The sequence below is a fragment of the Tildeniella sp. genome (assembly GCF_059505325.1).
In genome coordinates this window covers 58,537-78,907 of sequence record NZ_JCACKI010000020.1, presented here as the reverse complement: position 1 = coordinate 78,907, position 20,371 = coordinate 58,537, and the positions used below count along the sequence as shown (strand labels likewise).

Sequence of the window (20,371 nt, the reverse complement as noted above, 5' to 3'; positions counted from 1 at the left end):
CCATGAACACTTTAGCTTCCCCGAAGAGGTACTCCCACGTGGTAACGCTCTCTAGTAACATCGTTGGCAGCAACCGCGACCAGGAATCCTCTGGATTTGCCTGGTGGGCAGGTAACGCTCGCCTCATTAATCTTTCTGGTAAGCTGTTGGGCGCTCATGTTGCCCACGCTGGACTGATTGTCTTCTGGGCAGGTGCGATGACTCTTTTTGAGGTCGCCCATTTCATTCCTGAGAAGCCCATGTACGAGCAGGGCTTGATCCTTCTACCTCACCTGGCTAGCCAAGGCTGGGGAGTTGGTCCCGGTGGTGAAGTCATTGACATCTTTCCTTACTTCGTTGTCGGTGTTCTCCACTTAATTTCTTCCGCTGTGCTTGGCTTTGGTGGTATTTACCACGCCGTTCGCGGTCCTGAAGTGCTGGAAGATTATTCTTCCTTCTTCGGCTACGACTGGAAAGACAAGAACAAAATGACCAGCATTATTGGTTTTCACCTGATTATCCTTGGGTTAGGTGCATTCCTGCTGGTGGCGAAAGCGATGTTTTTTGGCGGTCTGTACGACACTTGGGCACCGGGCGGTGGAGACGTTCGCGTTGTCACTAACCCAACGCTCAATCCCGCAGTCATTTTTGGCTATCTGCTGAAGTCACCGTTTGGTGGCGATGGCTGGATTGTGAGCGTCAACAACCTGGAAGACATTGTCGGTGGTCACATTTGGTTGGGCTTGCTCTTGATCGCGGGCGGCATCTGGCATGTTGTTACGAAGCCGTTTGGTTGGGCACGTCGCGCTTTGATTTGGTCTGGCGAAGCGTACCTTTCCTACAGTCTTGGCGCTCTATCCTTGATGGGCTTCATCGCTGCTTGTTTTGTCTGGTTTAACAACACGGCATATCCCAGCGAATTCTATGGTCCTACGGGTCCAGAAGCGTCTCAGGCACAGGCGTTGACCTTCTTGATCCGTGACCAGCGTTTGGGTGCAAATGTGGCATCGGCACAAGGTCCAACAGGTCTCGGTAAATATCTGATGCGCTCTCCTACCGGCGAAATTATTTTTGGTGGTGAGACGATGCGCTTCTGGGATTTCCAAGGTCCCTGGTTGGAGCCTCTGCGCGGTCCCAACGGGCTTGATTTGAACAAAATCAAGTACGACATTCAACCGTGGCAGGCACGTCGGGCGGCTGAGTACATGACTCATGCACCGTTGGGTTCGTTGAACTCAGTGGGTGGGGTAGCAACGGAGATTAACTCCTTCAACTATGTGTCTCCTCGTTCCTGGCTGGCATGTTTTCACTTTGTGGTAGGCTTCTTTTTCCTGGTTGGACACCTCTGGCACGCGGGTCGCGCTCGTGCGGCTGTTGCTGGCTTTGAGAAGGGGATCGATCGCGAAACTGAACCCGTACTTTCCATGCCTAACCTCGACTAACGGTTGAGCACAAACCAACGTGTGTTGGTACATCAGCGAAAGGCTTCTGCGTTACTGCGGGAGCCTTTCGCTTTGATGGCGGTTAGCTGACAAACCAACCAAAATCCATGCGCGGTCTCTAGCAACTGGGGTATTCTGAACGTAATTGCAATCGAAATTACGGCAGAAAAGGCTCTGAAAGCAGCATGAAGTTGGCAAAGCGAGTTGAGCAGGTTACTCCCTCATTGACCCTAGCGATCGATGCGAAAGCAAAGGCACTGAAAGCAAATGGGGTTGATATTTGCAGTTTTAGCGCTGGGGAACCCGACTTTCCTACACCCGCGCATATTGTGGCAGCGGCAAAGCAAGCGTTGGATGAGGGTAAGACTCGCTATGGTCCAGCAGCGGGCGAACCCAGACTGCGAGAGGCGATCGCCCAAAAGCTTCAGAACGACAACGGACTTTGCTACGGTGCCGAGAATGTCATTGTCACGAATGGCGGTAAGCATTCACTGTTTGATTTGATGCTGGCAATCATTGATGCTGGCGATGAGGTAATTATCCCGGCACCGTACTGGGTGAGCTATCCCGAAATGGTGAAGCTGGCGGGTGGGGTACCAGTTATTGTACCGACCGATGAGAAAAGCCAGTTTAAGATCACACCAGACCAACTCCAGCAGGCGATTACACCGAAGACGAAACTTTTTATCATCAATTCGCCGTCCAATCCGACTGGGATGGTTTACACACCAGCAGAACTGGCGGCATTGGCAGATGTCGTGGTCAAAAACGACATTCTCGTTGTTTCTGACGAAATCTACGAAAAGCTGGTCTATGACGACGCTAAGCACGTAAGCATTGGTGCGCTCAGCCCAGAAATTTACGATCGCACCTTAGTCAGTAGCGGCTTTGCGAAAGCGTATTCGATGACAGGTTGGCGAGTGGGCTGGCTGGCAGGTCCGGTCGAGATCATTCGCGCGGCGACATTGATTCAAGGGCACAGTACTTCTAATGTTTGCACCTTTGCTCAGTGGGGCGCGATCGCAGCGCTGGAAGGCTCCCAAACCTGCATTGAGTCGATGCGAGTGGCGTTTGCCGAACGTCGTCAAGCAATGTTCGACTCCATCAATGCGATTCCTGGATTGAGCTGTGCCAAACCGGATGGTGCCTTTTACCTGTTACCCAGCATCGCCAAAACGGGCATGACCTCCCTGGAATTTTGCGATGCGCTGTTAGAAGAGCAGCAGGTTGCCCTGATTCCTGGCGTTGCCTTTGGCGCTGATGATCATATTCGCCTTTCTTACGCGACCGACATGGACACTATCAAGCGGGGTATGGAGCGATTGGATGCCTTTGTGCGTTCACGCAGTGGCTCCATCGGAGCATCAAGAACTTAGTTGCGATCGCACCTTAAGGGGGTTAAAGAAATAACGTCGTGTCGCAGCGGTCAGCGGTCAGCGGTCAGGAGTCAGCGGTCAGGAGTCAGCGGTCAGCGGTCAGCGGTCAGCAGACAGCAGCGGTCAGCAGAATATGACCTCCCTCGTTTACTGGCTTACTCTCAGGCACGTCCTTATAGCTGAGAGCTGAAAGCTGAAAGCTGATAGCTCTCCCAAGTGTGCAGCTATTTTTTAACAAACTCTAAGGATCGCAGCGAACTTCAAGCAGAAAGCCATCCGGGTCATAAAAGTAAATGCCCCGTCCTGTTGGGCGCGTTACGGGACCGTGATCAATGGTCACCTGACTGTGTTGCAGCACCTCTACTACCTGATCAAATGCTTCAGGCGCAACGTCAAACGCCAGATGATTCGCACGGGTGAACTGCTGATGCGGATCGAGGTTGGGCGGCGCTAACTCTGGCTCCCAAAACAAATCAATCACCACACCATCGGGCGTGACAAAGTTGGCAACCTTGCCCTCAGCCACCAAATCTTTCAAAGTGGTTGGTACTTCGTCACCCGTCAACTCGTGCAGTCCCAGAAAGGTGCCGTAAAAATGGCGGGATGCCTGCATATCTTTGACGTTAAAGGCGATGTGATGGACTGCCCGCAGTGTACCCAGAGCAAGAACGGTGGAAGGTTGAAACGTAGTGACCATAGCGATGTGCCTAACGGATGATTGCTCAAACTATAGCGATTCTTCGCTGTTAAATGGTTCCTTTTGCGAGGGAAGAAACCGGGTTTCTGGCGATCGACCGCTTTAATCACATATTCTTGTCCAGAAACCCGGTTTCTACAGGGGTACTCTGTGTGATAATTCAGAATCGTAAGGTGATAGATATGACAGTGAGACGGGTTTTGACTTGGGCAACGTCGGCGTGTGCGATGACAACGTTGATGGTGCTTCCTTGGACACCAAAACCCAGCTTCGCCGCTACACCTGATTTCCCCATCACCGAACTACGCTGGCTTGGCATTCATAGAGACATTCAACCAACGATCCGGTTTGTTGTACCTGATCAAGACACGGCTACTTCTGCTTATGGCGGTGAGTTGCGGCGATATGACATTCACGTTGCCAAGATGTTTGAAGTTACTCATCATTTTTGCCAGCAGGATGAGAATCTTTATGGCATCGACTGGTTCTATGAAGCTGCTGGTGGAACAGTAAATATGGGGAGGTTTAAGGTCACTTGCTCACGAGCTTATTATGTGATGAAAACCTTCGGTTTAGATCGCTTAGAGGAGACGACTGTTCAACGTGAGACCTTGAATGAGAAGGATGGATTCCTTACATCAGAACCCAAGCTACTTGCAGTCCCTGTTCTAAATCTTACAGGCAAGAATATTTCACAGTGGATGGATTTTGTTCAGCAATTTCGTCCGGATTTCAGTGTAGCGATCGCCAATGACAAATTTCCTGTTCAAGAAGTCTTGCGACAAATAAATAGTAAAGCAAAGGTTCCTATTCTTCTACCTGAACAAACTTCAAAAGAGGCATCCAATACAATCTACATTTGTGCTAGGGCTACTGCAAGAGGTTATCACGTTGGAATAGCGACAGTGCCTGAGTGTACAACAGGTACAGCAATTTATGTTGCTTCGATCTCAGCCGATAAGGGTGGTAAATTAGTATCTCCAAGTTCGTACCATAACCGCTTTGAACATACTCAACTAGCTCGTGGCATCAGGGGTATTGCTACTTCATCCTACGGTGCAACTACTATGTCCAGAGTCCAATGGAAGTATCAAGGAGTTTTGTATGAAGTACACAGTAAAGGTGGATACGACAGACTCATCAAAATGGCGAGTTCTGCGATCGCAGCCGGACCTCGCTAACGGTTCAACTGAAGCTAAAAATCAGCCAACGGAACGTTGAGCAAAGGCTCGAACCGAGCGAATAACGGTGATGTCGTCAGCCGTTTCGAGTATTTGAATCCATTGGTTTAGTTGAGTGGCAGTTACGCTTGGAAAGGCTTGGCTTTGAGCAACCTGAAGATAGCGATCGTTGCTAAGAATGTGAATCGTCATAACGTTTCCTTGAAATGCCCAGAGTTCAGGAATGCCAAGAGCCTTATAAAGGCTGAGTTTACTGGCTGAGTTGCTGGTAATATCCACTTCAACCGCTAAATCAGGCGGTAGATTCTCTGGAATAGTAGGGTTTAAGCCAATGATTCGATGTGCGTTTTGAATATAGAAGCAGCTATCAGGTTCAATGCCGCGATCGAGGTCTTCGCGATTGAAGGTTGCAGATCCTAAATTCCTTAAACCAATACCTAATTCTTCTGCAAGCGTAACAATGATTTGAGCCAGTAAACGATTAACGATTTCATGCAGTTTGCTGGGCATGGAAAGGGTTAGTGTGCCTTGATTGTAAGCAATGCGCGTGATGCGATCGTCTCCCAGTTCGTTGAGAAAATCTTGATACTGTTCCCAAGGGATGTTCATCAACGAAATTGAACTGCCGGGAGCAAGTTGGATTTGACTAAGATTGAGCAGCGTTGATAACGTCATAATCGTGAGTCATAAATTGCACAATTAAGCCCGATTTGTCATAGTCTAACCTTTCGCTTGCTTGAGGATCTTCTGTGCGACTTCTTCTGGTACAGGCATCACCGAGAGCCGATTCCCTTGACGGACGACCCAGAGATCATCGGGGCTGAAGGTTTCGCGGAGCGTATCCAGCGTGAGGATATGCGGGAAGGTTTCGACATATTCAACGATGACGGTTTGCCAACGGGGTGACTCCTTCGTTGCTTTGGAGTCGTAGTAGTTGCTTTTAGCATCGAATTGAGTCGGGTCATCAACGTTGACTTCGGCAACCTTCATCAACCCAGCAATGCCGAGTGGCGTAGTGTTGGAGTGATAAAAGAAAACTAAATCGCCGGGAGTCATCGATCGCAGGAAGTTTCGCGCCTGATAATTTCGCACACCATCCCAAAGCGTAGTGCGATCGCGCTTCAAGTCTTCGATGCCGTACACATCCGGCTCCGATTTCATCAACCAGTACTTCATGCAGGCTCTCTCTGAGCGATTAATGTTTCGACGACTCGCACCAGGCGATCGACTGTTTCCGCCTGCCGATTCACTGTTTCCGCTTGCCGATTTGCTGTCAAGGAAAGCTCCTTAACGCTCTCCTTCACCGTTTTGGACAGTTCCTTAATCGATTCTGACTGCTGCTGTACCATCTCAAACTGTTGCTGCGTCATCTCAGACTGTTGCTGCACGACTGCCTTGATTTCAGCCAAATCCGCTCTGAACTCCAGCGTACTTTGCTCCATACTGAGCCGAAATTCAGTCATGCCCTCGGTCAACTTGCCAACCTGGTCGATCAGCACATCCATTTTGGTGCCGAGGTTGCCGTTAGAAGCGTTTGTCATGGCGTAACCGTCGCTGATGATTGTAAATGAAGGGATTCTAGCGCTAATTTTGTCACGCTAGTAGCGAATGCGAGGATCGATGTAGGCATTGAGGATGTCGATGAGGATGCTAATAAGGGCGACGATCGCAGCGAAGAACACCACAATGCCCTGCACCATCGGATAGTCGCGTTGAGAAATCGCGCGGTAGAGGCGATTCGCCAGTCCGGGCCACGAGAACGTCACCTCTGTCAAAATCGCGCCGCCCAGCATGGCAGCAAACGTCAAGCCCAAAATGGTGATCACCGGAATCATCGCGTTCTTCAGCGCATGGGAGATGAGAATCCGCCCTTCGGGAATGCCTCTCGCTCTCGCCGCTTCCACGTAGTCTGACTTCAGCGTTTGCTTCAGGTTCACCCGCACAATACGCTCAAAGATGCCGCTAATGAGAATGCCCAGCGTCAGGCAGGGTAGCGCCAGGTAATACAGCGCAATGAAAAACTGTGTCAGGTTGCCTGCGAGCAGACTGTCGATCGTGTACAGCCCCGTGATGCTTTCAGGCGCAGGCACCGTCACTGGAAAGCGTGTACCCAGTGGAAACCAGCCCAACTGCACCGAGAAAATAAGCTGTAGCAGCATCCCCAACCAGAACAGCGGAATCGAGTAGGTGAGAATGCCAAACAGCCGACCACCAACGTCGAACGGCGAGTTGGGACGAGAGGCGGAGAGAATGCCTATGCCAATGCCAACCACGAGGGCGATCGCCATGCTAAACACTGCCAGCTCCACCGTTGCTGGAAAAAACTTGAGAATGATCTCCCACACCGATTGCCCTTGACTGACGAGCGACGTACCCAAATCCAGGTGCAGCAGTTTCCAGAGATAGTCGAAGTACTGCACAATGAGCGGTTTGCCCAACCCCAACTGATTCCGCAACGCCTCTTTAGCCGCCTGTGGCGCACGAGTACCGAGGAGCGCATCAATGGGATCGCCGGGGGTCGATCGTAGCAACAAAAAAACCGCTGTCGTGATCACCCACAGCATCAGCGGCGCTAGCAGCAAACGCGCCAAAATATAATAACGGAGAGCGCTAGAGCGAGACATTAAGGGCGGTGAGGAGTAGGGGGAAGGAGTGCGGCGAGTTAAGCATTCTTCTCAAGACAGATTCTTTGGCTAGAGACGAGATTGTAACTCGCGATCGCTGTGAACAGACTAAATATCGATCGTTGAAACCCGTGCGAGGATCTGCTTGTACTTTTCGCTAACGTCTTCTAAGTCATAGGTTGGAGCCATTGTCTCGACTCGGAGTGCCTTGAGCTGCGCAACAAACTCACATGCCTCAGTCAACTGTTCAGCCGTTTGAATCTTTGCGGTCACTGTCGCACCGATTGAACAGACAGTAGCGAGCAAACAGATTGGCTTCCAGGTTTCGGCTTTGCCAACTGTTCCTGCTGCTCCAGCTAACACTGCGGCGATCGCACCGAGGACAATGTTGGCTGTCATGTATCGACCATTGTCGCGTTTGAGTCTATTCTTTTGCGTTCGCGCTTTTTCGAGGCTGCTAGAGATTTGTTCTCTCATTACATCTAGTTGTATTACCGGATCATTGGAGATTGTACTCATGAGTTTTTCTTCAAAACCTAAGATTTATGGGTTATGCTTCAACGTTCATCCTTTCGATGCCTTCATGTTCCTCCCATTTAGAATACTCAACTTCGTTGAGTTAAGCTGTTTGTTCCTAAAGGCAGATCTTTGAGTAGAACAATATAGTAACGAAGGGAACTAGAGCGAGACATTTTGGAGGAGAGGAGTCAGGAGTCAGGCTTCGGCGTGAGCTTCGACGTGAGCGCTCAGCCGAACGGAGTCAGGAGTCAGTTGTTAGGACTTACGCATTTTGACTAAAACCTTGGAGGTTTAAGCGACTACATTGGTCATGATGCTTAATGCTTAGTTAAACCTCCGAGGTTTGTGTAAGTCCTAAGTTGTTAGAGTTGGAGAGTGAACCAGCGCCAGTGAATCTTCTCCATCTAACCATTGCATGGGTTGCTACAGTACTGACAGACCCCCGACTTCTGCACCAGGTCCAACCATCCATCACCGTTCCACGCAAAAGTCGGGGATCTTATGTCGCTTCATGAGTCTCCTCAGCCATGCTCAAACTCTAAACTGAGTCGTATCGTCAAGCTATGAACACTGCAAGGCAACCGCCAAATTTATCACCAAACTTGCTAAATACACCTGCCTGGTTGCAACAATTGCAGTGGGTCGGCAACCCGGTTGGCTACATGGAAGCGGCGGCTCGACAACATCCCGACATTTTTGCGGCAAGTGTAGTTGGACTGGACGGTAGCCTGGTTTTTGTCAACGAACCGCAGGCAATTCAGGAGATACTCACGAACGATCGCAAAACCTTTCTTGCCCTTGGCTGCTCTAACCGCATCTTGTCGCCCCTGCTGGGCGATTACGCGGTCATTATGCTGGATGGCGATCGGCATAAGCGGCGGCGACAGCTCTTGATGCCGCCCTTTCACGGCGAACGCATGCGTGCCTACGGACAACTCATCTGTCAACTGACCATCGCTGCCTTTGATCCGTTGCCGCTCGATCGCCCCTTTTCTGCCCGCACCACCCTGCAAGAGATTTCTTTGAATATCATCATGCAAGCAGTGTTTGGGTTATCCGAAGGCGATCGCTGGCAGCACCTCAAGCAGTCACTCGTCTCCATGTTGGATCTGTTCCAATCGCCGCTCACCTCCAGCTTTCTGTTCTTTTCAGTCTTGCAAAAAGACCTCGGTGCCTGGAGTCCCTGGGGAAAGTTTGTCCGTGAACGTCAGAACATTGATGCGCTGATTTATGCCGAGATTGCCGAACGCCGATCGCAGCCAAACGGCGATCGCATTGATATTCTCTCTTTACTGATGTCTGCACAAGACGAGTTCGGTCAGCCGATGACCGATCAAGAACTGCGCGATGAATTGATGACGCTACTCTTTGCCGGACATGAAACGACGGCTACAGCCATGTCCTGGGCACTCTACTGGGTACACCATCTACCCGCTGTCCGCGAAAAACTGCTGCAAGAATTAGCGACCCTGGGCGATGCACCCGATCCCACCGATATCTTCCGCCTGCCCTACCTTACTGCTGTCTGTAACGAAACCCTGCGGATCTATCCCGTTGCCATGCTTACCTTCCCCAGAGTGGTTCAGGAGCCGATCGCAATGCTCGGTCATCGTCTGGAACCGGGCAACATGGTCGTGGGCTGCATCTACCTGGTGCATCAACGGGACGATTTGTACCCCAACCCAAAACAGTTTAAGCCAGAGCGGTTTCTCGATCGGCAGTTCACGCCCTACGAGTTCATGCCCTTTGGTGGCGGTGCCCGTCGCTGCATCGGCGAAGCTCTGGCACTGTTTGAGATGAAACTTGCCCTGGCGACGATCCTTTCCCGCTATCAGCTTGCCCTCGCCGATGCACAACCGGAATATCCCCGCCGTCGTGGTGTAACGCTGGCTCCTGCCAATGGAGTCAAGATGGTGCTAACGGGGAACCGTCTACGCCAAAAATCTTCTCTGCTAGAAGTCGTGTGAAAAGAGCGCTGCTTCCCTCATCCCCCAAACCCCTCCAACCGGAAGAGGGAGTAAAGCTTCGTCTTGTCCCCTCTCCTGCGGGAGAGGGCTAGGGTGAGGGCGTTGTATTTTGGTGAAACGAGTATGTGAATGCTTTACTTTTCTAGCAGCCTCTTCAAGGTGTGGCTGGTGTCTGTGGTTGCGGTGTCTGTATCGAGTTGGGAGTTTTGCCACCCAGCTTAAACTCTCTGCCATCAGGCATTCTGGCTCCATCAAATTTTGCGCCTGTCAGAGTTGCGCCTGCCAGTTTTGCCCGTAGAAGGTTCGCCTTTTGCAGATTCGTTCCCTCTAAAATCGCGCCTCGCAGGTTCGCGCCTTCCAGATTGGCGTTGCTCAGATCGGCTCCTGATAAATCGGCTCCCGACAAATCGGCTCCATAGAGAGTTGCCTTGCCAAGCTTGGCTCCCTTCAGGTCGGCTCCGTTCAGCTTCACTAGCGCCAGATTTGCTTTCTCTAGATTGGCATTGGTCAACACGGCAAACTCCAGATTAGAACCTTGGAATGCTGCTTCCATCAGATTCGCGCCGCTCAGATTGGCTCCCTGTAGATCGTAACTGTATAGATTCGCGCCAGCAAGATCACAGCCTGCACATGCTCTGTCGTTGATGAGCTTTGCTAAGCTGTCAGGACTTGCAGCAGACGTGACTGTTGCGAGCGCCAGCAGAGCCAGAGCACTAAGGAGGACTGGAGATGTGGGTTTCATGAGAGAGGCAACGCTTTGAATATTGGAGTGAGGCACGATCGCACACTATCGATCGCTCTTTCCAGTAAACCGCGATCGCACTCTATACGCGCGTTCTTTCACCAAAACTTTTGATTCAAGGTGTGTCAGCAACCAGCCTCACTGGTGTTTGAGAACCGTTGGTTATCCCTTGGTAGCCGCTCCCCATCGGGTACAGACCGAATTTTACCCTTGTGCATAGCGTCAATCAACTGCTCGATCGCAGCAATGTCCGTTTCGTTGAGATCGTTAACGGTCAAAAGGCTATGTATGCGTCGCTCTAGTGTCATGGATAGCTCACCTTTAGCGAGGACTTCCTCTACGATCGTTACAAGCTGCATAGATTAGCCCTGCGAGAGTGTAGATGCTTTGAAGCTAGAGAAGAGCTGAAAGTTCATTGACGACCTGCAGCCGTCCTTTACGTAAACTGTGCAGAATGCGATCGATGCTGCGCAGTTCCTCTTCGAGCGTGGGTTCGTGCAACAGTACTGCCAAAATACCGTAGCGATCGGCTAGCGTGATTTTGCCAGAGATGGTGATTTGGACAAACAGTTCAGAAATGGCGCAAGGCAGTGGACTGATCGTAACCATGACGGCACTTAGAACTCGATGTTCTTAGTATCGAGCGCTTTGCTTGAAACTCCAGTGACTAACAGGTGTGCGGGGCGTGATTTGCCCTGTTCTCCCTGGTGATCTGTTCCGGGACTTTGGGTGACGACCGTCATAATCTGCCTTAGCACAACAGCTAGTCACGTTGAGGACTTAGAGACCGCCGCCTGAGGAGTGAAGAGGCGCTTGAGATGCAGATAGCTTAGAGCAGCCAAAGATCGGAGTGGGATCAAGTCCTGTAATCTGCTGAAATTGTTCTGGCGAGATCGTGCTGGCGAGTTCTTGTGCCAAGGAATCGCCTTGACAGAATGCCTGTTCCCATTGTTTGAGCAGGTCATACGCCTTGGCAAGAAAGGCATAGCCCCGCAGAAGCGGCACTTGAAGCCAGCTATCAACCAGTGTCTGCACGAGGGCAAGCTCAATTAACGGAGACGGATAATGGTCGAGCAGCAGGTGTAGGTTCTGCTCAAACGCTTCAGTATCGTTGCCATCCAACTGGTAGCTACTGACGATATGTTTGACTCGCTGCCGGCTCAGTTGCGCTCCAATTTCCATCAAGACCTCAATCAGACTGTTTCACCTGAAGATTCTGGCTCATTACAGATTGTAGTCCGAGTAATGAATGGCTTGCAGTCATTGGGCAGCAGAACAATTGATCGGTTGCTACTCTTTCAGCTTTTTTAGCGCTTCTGGCTTGTGAGCGGCTTCTTGTCCAGTCTTGTCACTTTTAACTAAATATTCTGGGTGATCATCTGAAGCCGCCACATGATGTCCTTTGATGTCGATCGGTGCGGTCAATTTGCGCTGCACTGTACCGATAACTTTTCCTTGAGCGCTCTGCCATTCAACACGATCGCCCTTTTTCAGTGAATCAGCCATACGTTGTCTTTCGCTTTTGTAATCATTATCTATGACAAAACGATACGTGCGATCGTGGGACAAAACCTCTATCTAGCGTAGCGCTTGTGTTTCTTCTCACAGGGCGGCCTGTATGCCATTCGCTAGACAGTGTTCAAGTCGATCTCCACTTTATGACAGAGGAAAAGAATAACGGTGTTGTACCTAATGATGGGTGGAACTTCCGGCGATCGCTCCTAACTTGGTGTGTATTGAGTTCGCATGGAATTGGTTCAAATGCAATCTCTGAAATTATTAGCTTGTTTGACAGGGACAATCAGTGCCGCATCACTTGTCGCTTTGGGTGCCTCACAAGTCGTAGCGCAAGTAGGTGGCACTGCTGGCGGTAGTGCAGGTGGCTCCGTCTCTGCGCCAGCCAGCGGCGGAGTGACCCCAGGTTCTCCTTCTGGTACGACAGGCGGTACTGGTACGACTGGAGTGATGCCAACATCACCATCAACTGGGGTATCTCCAGCCGCACCTTCGACAGGCGTGACACCCACTACACCTGGTAACACCTCAACGACACCATCTGGTACCATCTACCCTTCCAACGGCGTTGGAGGCAGCACTGGAACATCGTCAACAGGCTCTTACGGTGCGACCACGCCCTCTTATGGAACCTCGGTCACTACGCCTTCAGGAACTAGCCCTTCTGGTCTTTCAACAGGTGGTTCAACGACTCCATCGACTGGCGTGACAACTCCTGGTAGTACGCCTAATAGCACATTGACCACACCTGGTAGTACACTAACGACTCCTGGCAGCAATCTCAATACTCCCGGCAGTACGCTTACCACACCGGGAGCTACTCAACCCGGTTCTTCAACGATCGCTCCAACCACTCCCAGCGGCAACACGACCACAACTCCAGCCGCGCCTGGTACTTCAACAACCCCCTCTGGAACAATGGGTGGGTCTACAGGTGTAACGGCACCGTAGGTTAATGACTAGCAGCCAACTGTTTATCTTGATTCGGAGCCAAATTGGCTGGCAGGAAGGGTTCAAAAAGACACACTCTAGAACTTGAGATGCGGGGACAGAAGGCACAAGCTTTCTGTCCCCGCCCTGTTTTAGACCGACATTACGCGATGTGCGACTTTCTTGAAATGCCTGCAAAATCTACCCTCACCCTAGCCCTCTCCCGAAGGAGAGGGAACCGAAAAGGATCGGAAGCCCTTCTCCTTGGGGAGAAGGGTTGGGATGAGGGTAAATTAGTTGCACATCGCGTTACATTTGGTGGGACTCTTTAAGCTCTTCTTACGCTGAAACCTGAATTGGTTGATCGCCAGATAGCCCAAAGGCAGCGTGAATGAGTCGTAACGCCGTGATACCGTCCTCTTCTGCGACCACGCAACTGACTTTGATTTCAGACGTGGCGATCATTTGAATATTGATGTGGTGTGTTGCTAACGATGCAAACATGCGGGCAGCGGTTCCTGGTTGATGCACCATACCCGCACCGACGATACTCACTTTGGCGATCGCCCGATCGACTACAATTTCGCCACAGCCCAAATTTGGTGTCGCTTCTCTTAAGACAGCACAAGCGATGTCTGCGTCTAACTGTCCGACTGTGAAGGCGATATCTCGCGTCGTAATACCGTTAACCACTCGACAGCGCTGAGACTGGATGATCATATCGACGCTGATATTTTGAGTTGCCAGGAGTTGAAATAGCTCTGCTGCCATGCCGGGACGATCGGGAATATGGCGAATGGCTAACCGTGCTTGATTGAGGTCGAGGGCAACGCCGCGGACGGGGAGTAGGGAGTGGGGAGTGGGGAGTGGGGAGTAGGGAGTGGGGAGTAGGGAGTGGGGAGTGGGGAGTGGGGAGTGGGGAGTCGATTCTGACGGCTGACTGCTGGTTGCTGACCGCTGACCGCCAACTGCTGACTGACTGACGCTAAATGCCTCACATAACGCGGCGATCGCGCGATCACAGTCGGCTTCGTCAATCACGCAACTGACCTTAACTTCAGAGGTCGAGATCATGCGGATATTCACGCCAGCGGCAGCAAGGGTAGAGAACATCTGGGCGGCAACGCCAGGGCGACCAATCATGCCTGCGCCCGCGATCGCTACTTTCGCAATTTGTTGTTCTACTAGCACTTCGGCATCGCCATCGGGATGAGTGACACCTGCACTCAGCGCGGGAAGAATAGCGCTGGCAACCGCCTCTGCCTGGTTGAGGGTGTTTTTCGTCACTGTAAAGGCAATGTCGTTGGTATTACTCTCGTGAATGGACTGAATGATGAGGTCTACGTCAAGGTTCTGGGCAGCGATTTCGCCAAAGAGACGAGCAGCAACTCCAGGACGATCGGGCACCCGCAGGAGAGACACTTTTGCCTGGTCGGTGTCAAATTCAACACCATCAACGGGATGCACCAGCTCTAAGCCTTCCAGCGATCGCGCCTGTGGTGTTGGTGAGATAATCCAGGTGCCAGGTTCGTCCGTCCAGCTCGATCGCACGACCAGCGGCATGCCGTAGTTACGAGCAATTTCAACCGCACGGGGATGCAACACTTTTGCGCCCAGGCTGGCAAGCTCCAACATTTCGTCGCAGGTGATTTCGGTCATGAGTTGGGCATCGGGCACCAGTCGCGGATCGGTTGTCAAGATACCGGGAACATCTGTATAGATTTCGCAGAAGCTGGCGTGCAGAGCCGCTGCCAATGCCACTGCCGATGTATCAGACCCGCCTCGTCCCAGTGTTGTGATTTCTAAATCGTCCGTGTCGCTGATGCCCTGAAAGCCAGCCACCACCACCACCTTACCTTCCTTGAGATGACGTTCAAGCCGCTCTGTTTTAATTTGCAGAATGCGGGCGTGGGTATGTGCGGCTTCGGTGACAATGCCAACCTGTGCGCCAGTCAGCGAAATGGCGGGTTGCCCTAGCGCCTGCAATGCCATGCTGAGAAGCGCGATCGAGACCTGCTCTCCTGTCGAAAGCAGCATGTCCATTTCGCGCCGACTGGGGTTGGGGGAAATTTCGTTTGCCAGTTTCACTAGACCATCTGTCGTCTTGCCCATTGCCGAAACCACAACGACCAGGTAATGACCTGCTTTAACGGTCTGCACAACCCGCTGTGCGACTGCTTGAATTCGCTCTACCGACCCAACCGATGTGCCACCGTACTTTTGAACAATTAGCGCCATAGCTCTGATTTCACCATACTGTAAGGGGTAAGTGCATGACAGCCCCATCTCTATCCTGCCAGCAATGAGCGCTTAAGCAGAGTATATAAACGATATAGCAAGGGATATAAAATTGTTGCTAAGCGTAGTCAGAAACAGCTCATGCGCTCATAACTAAACAAGCGAAAACCAATCGCTGTTTCAACTTAAAACGTTTTTCCACACCCGATCGCGCTCAAGCTTGCTCACGAGACACAACCTACGCGGCTCAGCGGTGGGGAAATCGATCGCTGCCACTGTATTCATTATGGTTCGCTGCCATTAGGCGTTGTCCAGACCGATCGCACGTCATTTACCTACTTCTACTGCACTATGGGCACTATCCAGATCATCCGCGATTTCCACTCTAATGCTGAGCAGATGACGCGCACAGTGCGCATTTTTACGCCGGATGCTTACACACAGCAGCCCGACCAATCCTTTCCAGTGCTGTACATGCTGGATGGACAGAATGTGTTTTCCCATCCCGAATCGGCAACGTTTGACACCTGGTGCGCTAACACGACGATGGAGGCGCTGGTCAAGGACGGCAGCATTCGCCCGTGGATCATTGTCGCGATCGACAGTACGAGCGATCGCATGATTGAATACTCACCCTGGATTGGCGGACGGGGCGATCTGTGCGCTCAGTTTTTGGTCAATCAGCTCAAACCTTATGTTGACAAAACTTATCGCACCCTGCCCCAACCACAGTGGACAGGCGTGATGGGTTCCAGCATGGGCGGACTGATGTCGCTCTACATTGGCAAAAAGTACGCCCAAACAGTCGGTCGCATTGGTGGACTCTCCCCTGCGTTGATGTGGGGCGGCGACCAGATCTTCAAAGTCTGGGATCACCGCACTGATGTCTGGTCAAAAATCTCTCTCTATGTGGGCAGTCAGGAGCAATATTCGTTTTACGGCGCTTGGCTCGACTACGTACCCGTCACGCGAGACTTCTACAATCACCTGAAGCAACTCGGCTATAGCGATCACGAAGTCTACTTTCTGCTGGCAGAGGGCGAAACGCATTATGAAACTTCGTGGCAGCGACGACTGCCAGAAATCTGGCGCTGGTTGTTAGAAGAACCTAAGGCAAAATCTTCCGACGTTTAAAGGATTAGCTTTATGCGTCTGGGTGGTAGCGCATCAGTCAAACTCTGGTGCCCATAGTTCGATTACAGGCACTTCCCAACCGGGCAGCAAATCGGGAAGGGTCAACCGATCGCCATCACGGAGAATTTCGACATCGCGCCCCAGACGGTAAATTTCGACCAGATGCGCTACGGGGTCGATTAAAATACCTACCTGGGTTCCTAACGTTAGGAAGTCGTCAATCTTTTTTCTGAGTGCTTTCACACTGTCGCTAGGCGATCGCACCTCAACCATTAAGTCGGGTGCTAGTTCGGCAAACGATCGGGGGCTGCGACGTAAGCGTTCTGCCCGTACAAACGAAATATCGGGTGCCCGCAAATCAGCGTTTGGCAGCGTGAAGCCAGCACTAGAACCCGTAACACGACCTAATCTTCGAGGCTTGACCCAATTACCTATAACTCTGACAACTTCGCTTGCAACTTCTTCTGATTCGTAACCTGACGGACTCATGACAACGATGCCCCCATCCACTAATTCCAGGCGATGGTCGGGATGGTCGGCTTGAAATTTTTCCAGGTCTTTGATCGTAAGAGACATAGAGCCTCCCTAACCGCTTAAGTGCATTTCTATACTGTACTCAATTGCGCGTCACGTAGACTAATCCAGCAGAGCCGCTTTTAGCCCTTAGCCTTTAGCCTTTCTTCCCATGGGTGTTTCCTCACAGTCCTTTCAAGCCATTCTGGATGACCTGTATCACAAGTACAAGACTTTGGATGCTGGGAAAGTTGCCAGCTACATTCCCGAACTGGCGAAGATGAACCCGGATTGGTTCAGCATTTGTGTGGTGACGGCAGACGGGCGCACGTTTGTTGCAGGTGACGCGGAGCAGCTCTTCACCATTCAGTCGATCTCGAAAGTGTTTGTGTATGGTTTGGCGCTGGAGGATCACGGACGGGAAGCGGTGTTAGCCAAAGTTGGGGTTGAGCCGACAGGCGATCCGTTTAACTCGATCATTCGGCTGGACGAATATTCCAAGCGTCCCGATAACCCGATGATTAATGCGGGCGCGATCGCCACCACCAGCTTAATCAAGGGCAATGGCGCAACCGAACGCCTCAATCGGATGCTGGATATGTTTCGCCGTTATATCGGACATGATGTCTATATCGATATGTCGGTGTTTGTCTCGGAGCGATCGACGGGGCATCGCAATCGAGCCATGGCATCACTGATGCGGCATTTTGGGATGATTGACGATCGCATGGATGAATCGCTGGATTTGTACTTTCAGCAATGTTCCATGATGGTGAACTGTCGCGATCTAGCCGTCATGGCGGCAACGCTGGCAAATCGGGGCGTGAATCCCATCACGGGCGATCGCGCTGTGCCCACTCGCTACATCCGCGACATTCTCAGCGTCATGTATACCTGTGGTATGTATAACTTTGCAGGGCAGTGGGCATACACAGTGGGTATTCCAGCTAAAAGTGGAGTTTCAGGCGGCATTATTGCGATCGTGCCACGGCAGGTAGGCATTGCGGTTTTTTCGCCACCGCTCGATAGCCACGGCAACAGCGTACGGGGCATCAAGGTCTGCGAGGAACTGTCGCGTCAGTTTGAGCTACATATGTTTGACCCGCCGATGGGCTGTTCACACTTCCTGGAGCAACTAGAGGAGAGGGGTGAAGCGTGAAGAAGAGTTTTGAGTTGATTTAGCGGTCAGCGGTCAGCGGTCAGCGGTCAGCTTTGTTAAAGGAGTTTGAGTTTGGAGTTCGATAGTTAGAAGTCAACCTTTTAGCTTTTAGCCTTCTGCCTCCTGTCTTTTGCTTTCTGCCTTAATCCTGAAACTGCTGTGCGTAGAAGCGAGCATAGCGTCCACTTTGATCGAGCAGTTCGCCGTGAGTGCCAGATTCAACAACCTGTCCTTGTTCGAGCACCAGGATGCGATCGGCACGGCGAACGGTTGCCAGACGATGAGCAATGATAAAGACGGTACGGTTCTGCATCAGGCGTTCGAGCGCTTCTTGTACCAGCGCTTCGGATTCTGAATCGAGTGCGGAGGTCGCTTCATCCAGAATGAGAATGCGCGGGTTGAGCAGCACGGCGCGGGCGATCGCTAACCGTTGCCGCTGTCCACCCGAAAGGTTCACGCCACGCTCACCCAGCCAGGTTTGGTAGCCCTCAGGAAACTCCACGATGAACTGGTGGGCATTAGCAATCTGGGCGGCATTCTGCACCGCATCCAGAGCAAAATCGGCTTGTCCAAACGCAATGTTTTGGGCGATCGTTCCCGAGAAAAGAATCGTTTCCTGGGGCACAATGCCAATCTGACGACGTAAGCTGCTGAGTGTCACGTCCTTGACATCAACGCCATCAATGAAGATTTGCCCACTTTGGGGGTCGTAAAAGCGAGGCAGCAGATTTGCCAGTGTCGTCTTGCCAGCCCCCGAAGACCCGACAAGAGCGATCGCCTCTCCCGGCAATGCCAGTAAGCTTAAATTTTTCAGCACGGGCTGATCGGGCTTGTAGGCAAAACTGACGTTGCGATACTCCACTTTGCCAGTTACAGGAGGCAGTGCGAATACCCCAGGATGTTCAACGACGGTCGGCTGAATATCCAGCATCTCAAAGATGCGATCGAGCGATGCTTCTCCCTGCTTGAATTCGTTGTAGTTGCTGGTGATCAGCGCGATCGGGTCAATGAGCATCACCACAGCCGTCAGATAGCTGACAAATTCTCCCCCCGTAAGGTTATTCTGAGAAACCTGCCAACCGCCCAATAGCAGCAAAAACAGCAGACTCACCGCCTCTAAAAAACCAACGACTGGCATTTGAATGGCTTTTAGCTGCTCAGCCCGAAAGCGTGCCCGCCGATTGCGTTCGGCTTCTCGCCCAAAGCGATCGAGCATGTGATCTTCGGCAGCAAACGCCTGCACCAGGCGCATCCCGCTAAACACTTCCACCAGCAGTGCCGACAGGTCTGACACTCGGCTCTGGCTCCGATAGGACAGTTGACGCAACTGTTCGCCAAACCAGGTAATGAGTACTGCCATGAATGGGGCAATGACCAGCGTTGCCAGCGTCAGTTGCCAATTGAGGTAGACCATGTAGCCCAGCACGACAATTAGTTGCAGCACACAGGGTACAAACTGATGAAAAACCTTGTTGACCACTTCGCCGATGCGATCGACATCCTCAGTCAAACGATAGGCAAGGTCGCCGCTTTGAGCCGTTTCAAAGTAGCTGAGGCTTAGCCGTTGCAGATGGGCATAGACCTGTTTACGCAGGTCAAGGGTGATGGCTAACGCGGCTTTTGCCATGAGTGAGTCTTGACCATACTGGGCAAGTTTTTGCGCCAGGAAGACGATCGCGGTCACTCCAGCGATTTGAGCGATCGCCAGCACGTTGCCCTGCCCAATCAACGCCGCCATTTTGCCTGCGATCCATGCCAGAATGGGCCAAATTGACGTAAAAATGAGCGTACAAAGCAGTGCTTGAGTGATTGTGCGACCATGCGGTCGGATGTAATCAAGAAGCTGCCAGTAGCGATCGCGTGCGTTCAATGTTTGTTTAATTTGCTTTCTTGATAAAGGTGGCAGATCAACGGGGCGAGCGAAACGACGACAATGACCCCAATAATCGGCAATCGATACTGATCGACATCAGGGATACTCTTCCCTCAAAAATAACCTAACAGCGTGATGCCAAACGTCCAGACACCGCCAATGAGGTTATAAGCGATAAAGGTATGGTAGGCGTTGCCCCAATGCCAGCAACAATAGGGACAAAGGTGCGGACAATCGGCATAAACCGGGCTAGTACAATGGTTTTTTAACCGTGCTTGTCATAGAACTTCTGGGCAGTAAGAAGGTGCTTTTTTCGAAAGAGCCACGAGTCCTCTTTGCGGAAGAGGCGATGACCAAATTCATGACCCATAACATAGCCAACATTATCCCCTAGAACGGCACAGATGAAAGCGCATACAAGCAGAAGCTGAATACTCAGTCAGTTCTGAGATGCCAGGATTCTCGCTGTCAACCGAAGGCTA

General features: G+C 51.6%; 22 protein-coding genes. 8 read left to right on the top strand and 14 right to left on the bottom strand.

Features of this window, described 5'->3' with window-relative positions:
* Positions 1-38: 38 nt before the first annotated feature.
* From psbC to AC5JO6_RS08740, 3 genes are all read left to right on the top strand, one after another.
* Positions 39-1,421 carry a photosystem II reaction center protein CP43 gene (psbC, locus tag AC5JO6_RS08750; RefSeq protein ID WP_496080674.1) on the top strand — a complete coding sequence of 461 codons (1,383 nt, stop codon included), beginning with the start codon at positions 39-41 and terminating at the stop codon, positions 1,419-1,421.
* 185 nt (positions 1,422-1,606) lie between these two features.
* On the top strand, positions 1,607-2,797 hold the full coding sequence (locus tag AC5JO6_RS08745; protein ID WP_496080673.1) for a pyridoxal phosphate-dependent aminotransferase: 1,191 nt from the start codon (positions 1,607-1,609) through the stop codon (positions 2,795-2,797).
* Positions 2,798-2,980 (top strand): hypothetical protein, encoded by a 183-nt coding sequence (locus AC5JO6_RS08740; protein ID WP_496080672.1) that lies wholly within the window; start codon positions 2,798-2,800, stop codon positions 2,978-2,980.
* 58 nt (positions 2,981-3,038) lie between these two features.
* On the opposite strand, the gene AC5JO6_RS08735 is transcribed toward AC5JO6_RS08740, so the two are convergent.
* Positions 3,039-3,494, bottom strand: a complete 456-nt coding sequence (locus AC5JO6_RS08735) for a VOC family protein (protein WP_496080671.1) — start codon at positions 3,492-3,494, stop codon at positions 3,039-3,041.
* Between the two features lie 227 nt (positions 3,495-3,721).
* Here AC5JO6_RS08735 and AC5JO6_RS08730 point away from each other — a divergent pair, with 227 nt between their 5' ends.
* Positions 3,722-4,675 (top strand): hypothetical protein, encoded by a 954-nt coding sequence (locus AC5JO6_RS08730; protein WP_496080670.1) that lies wholly within the window; start codon positions 3,722-3,724, stop codon positions 4,673-4,675.
* Positions 4,676-4,696: 21 nt separating this feature from the next.
* Here the strand turns inward: AC5JO6_RS08730 and AC5JO6_RS08725 are convergent, their stop codons facing one another.
* The 5 genes from AC5JO6_RS08725 to AC5JO6_RS08705 all read right to left on the bottom strand — a co-directional run bounded on the left by AC5JO6_RS08725 (position 4,697) and on the right by AC5JO6_RS08705 (position 7,818).
* On the bottom strand, positions 4,697-5,350 hold the full coding sequence (locus AC5JO6_RS08725) for a Uma2 family endonuclease (RefSeq protein ID WP_496080669.1): 654 nt from the start codon (positions 5,348-5,350) through the stop codon (positions 4,697-4,699).
* A gap of 45 nt (positions 5,351-5,395) precedes the next feature.
* Complete coding sequence (locus AC5JO6_RS08720) at positions 5,396-5,851, bottom strand: EVE domain-containing protein (protein WP_496080668.1); 456 nt, start codon at positions 5,849-5,851, stop codon at positions 5,396-5,398.
* Entirely contained in the window at positions 5,848-6,216 is a 369-nt protein-coding gene (locus AC5JO6_RS08715) for a hypothetical protein (RefSeq protein WP_496080667.1), read from the bottom strand. Before AC5JO6_RS08715 ends, AC5JO6_RS08720 begins: the two co-directional genes overlap by 4 nt.
* Positions 6,217-6,273: 57 nt before the next feature.
* The gene (locus AC5JO6_RS08710; RefSeq protein ID WP_496080666.1) at positions 6,274-7,299 is read right to left on the bottom strand and encodes an ABC transporter permease; all 1,026 of its coding nucleotides are present in this window, start codon (positions 7,297-7,299) and stop codon (positions 6,274-6,276) included.
* Positions 7,300-7,407: 108 nt separating this feature from the next.
* Positions 7,408-7,818 (bottom strand): hypothetical protein, encoded by a 411-nt coding sequence (locus AC5JO6_RS08705; RefSeq protein WP_496080665.1) that lies wholly within the window; start codon positions 7,816-7,818, stop codon positions 7,408-7,410.
* A gap of 563 nt (positions 7,819-8,381) precedes the next feature.
* Here AC5JO6_RS08705 and AC5JO6_RS08700 point away from each other — a divergent pair.
* Entirely contained in the window at positions 8,382-9,785 is a 1,404-nt protein-coding gene (locus AC5JO6_RS08700) for a cytochrome P450 (protein WP_496080664.1), read from the top strand.
* Positions 9,786-9,939: 154 nt separating this feature from the next.
* On the opposite strand, the gene AC5JO6_RS08695 is transcribed toward AC5JO6_RS08700, so the two are convergent.
* The 5 genes from AC5JO6_RS08695 to AC5JO6_RS08675 all read right to left on the bottom strand — a co-directional run bounded on the left by AC5JO6_RS08695 (position 9,940) and on the right by AC5JO6_RS08675 (position 12,033).
* On the bottom strand, positions 9,940-10,527 hold the full coding sequence (locus AC5JO6_RS08695; protein ID WP_496080663.1) for a pentapeptide repeat-containing protein: 588 nt from the start codon (positions 10,525-10,527) through the stop codon (positions 9,940-9,942).
* Between the two features lie 125 nt (positions 10,528-10,652).
* The gene (locus AC5JO6_RS08690) at positions 10,653-10,886 is read right to left on the bottom strand and encodes a hypothetical protein (RefSeq protein WP_496080662.1); all 234 of its coding nucleotides are present in this window, start codon (positions 10,884-10,886) and stop codon (positions 10,653-10,655) included.
* Between the two features lie 34 nt (positions 10,887-10,920).
* A complete protein-coding gene (locus tag AC5JO6_RS08685; RefSeq protein WP_496080661.1) occupies positions 10,921-11,136 on the bottom strand; it encodes a hypothetical protein in 216 nt (71 codons plus the stop codon).
* Between the two features lie 171 nt (positions 11,137-11,307).
* Positions 11,308-11,709 carry a hypothetical protein gene (locus AC5JO6_RS08680; protein ID WP_496080660.1) on the bottom strand — a complete coding sequence of 134 codons (402 nt, stop codon included), beginning with the start codon at positions 11,707-11,709 and terminating at the stop codon, positions 11,308-11,310.
* A 108-nt stretch (positions 11,710-11,817) separates the two neighbouring features.
* Positions 11,818-12,033, bottom strand: coding sequence for a hypervirulence associated TUDOR domain-containing protein (locus AC5JO6_RS08675; protein ID WP_496080659.1), 216 nt, complete (start codon positions 12,031-12,033; stop codon positions 11,818-11,820).
* A gap of 255 nt (positions 12,034-12,288) precedes the next feature.
* Here AC5JO6_RS08675 and AC5JO6_RS08670 point away from each other — a divergent pair, with 255 nt between their 5' ends.
* Positions 12,289-12,993, top strand: a complete 705-nt coding sequence (locus AC5JO6_RS08670; RefSeq protein ID WP_496080658.1) for a hypothetical protein — start codon at positions 12,289-12,291, stop codon at positions 12,991-12,993.
* A gap of 318 nt (positions 12,994-13,311) precedes the next feature.
* On the opposite strand, the gene AC5JO6_RS08665 is transcribed toward AC5JO6_RS08670, so the two are convergent.
* The gene (locus tag AC5JO6_RS08665; RefSeq protein WP_496080657.1) at positions 13,312-15,210 is read right to left on the bottom strand and encodes an aspartate kinase; all 1,899 of its coding nucleotides are present in this window, start codon (positions 15,208-15,210) and stop codon (positions 13,312-13,314) included.
* A 351-nt stretch (positions 15,211-15,561) separates the two neighbouring features.
* On the opposite strand from AC5JO6_RS08665, the gene AC5JO6_RS08660 reads away from it, so the two are divergent.
* Positions 15,562-16,344 (top strand): alpha/beta hydrolase, encoded by a 783-nt coding sequence (locus AC5JO6_RS08660; RefSeq protein ID WP_496080656.1) that lies wholly within the window; start codon positions 15,562-15,564, stop codon positions 16,342-16,344.
* 33 nt (positions 16,345-16,377) lie between these two features.
* Here AC5JO6_RS08660 and AC5JO6_RS08655 read toward each other — a convergent pair whose 3' ends face one another.
* Complete coding sequence (locus AC5JO6_RS08655; RefSeq protein ID WP_496080655.1) at positions 16,378-16,920, bottom strand: Uma2 family endonuclease; 543 nt, start codon at positions 16,918-16,920, stop codon at positions 16,378-16,380.
* A gap of 109 nt (positions 16,921-17,029) precedes the next feature.
* On the opposite strand from AC5JO6_RS08655, the gene glsA reads away from it, so the two are divergent.
* The gene (glsA, locus tag AC5JO6_RS08650; protein WP_496080654.1) at positions 17,030-18,016 is read left to right on the top strand and encodes a glutaminase A; all 987 of its coding nucleotides are present in this window, start codon (positions 17,030-17,032) and stop codon (positions 18,014-18,016) included.
* A 142-nt stretch (positions 18,017-18,158) separates the two neighbouring features.
* Here glsA and AC5JO6_RS08645 read toward each other — a convergent pair whose 3' ends face one another.
* A complete protein-coding gene (locus AC5JO6_RS08645; protein WP_496080653.1) occupies positions 18,159-19,886 on the bottom strand; it encodes an ABC transporter ATP-binding protein in 1,728 nt (575 codons plus the stop codon).
* Between the last annotated feature and the right edge of the window lie 485 nt (positions 19,887-20,371).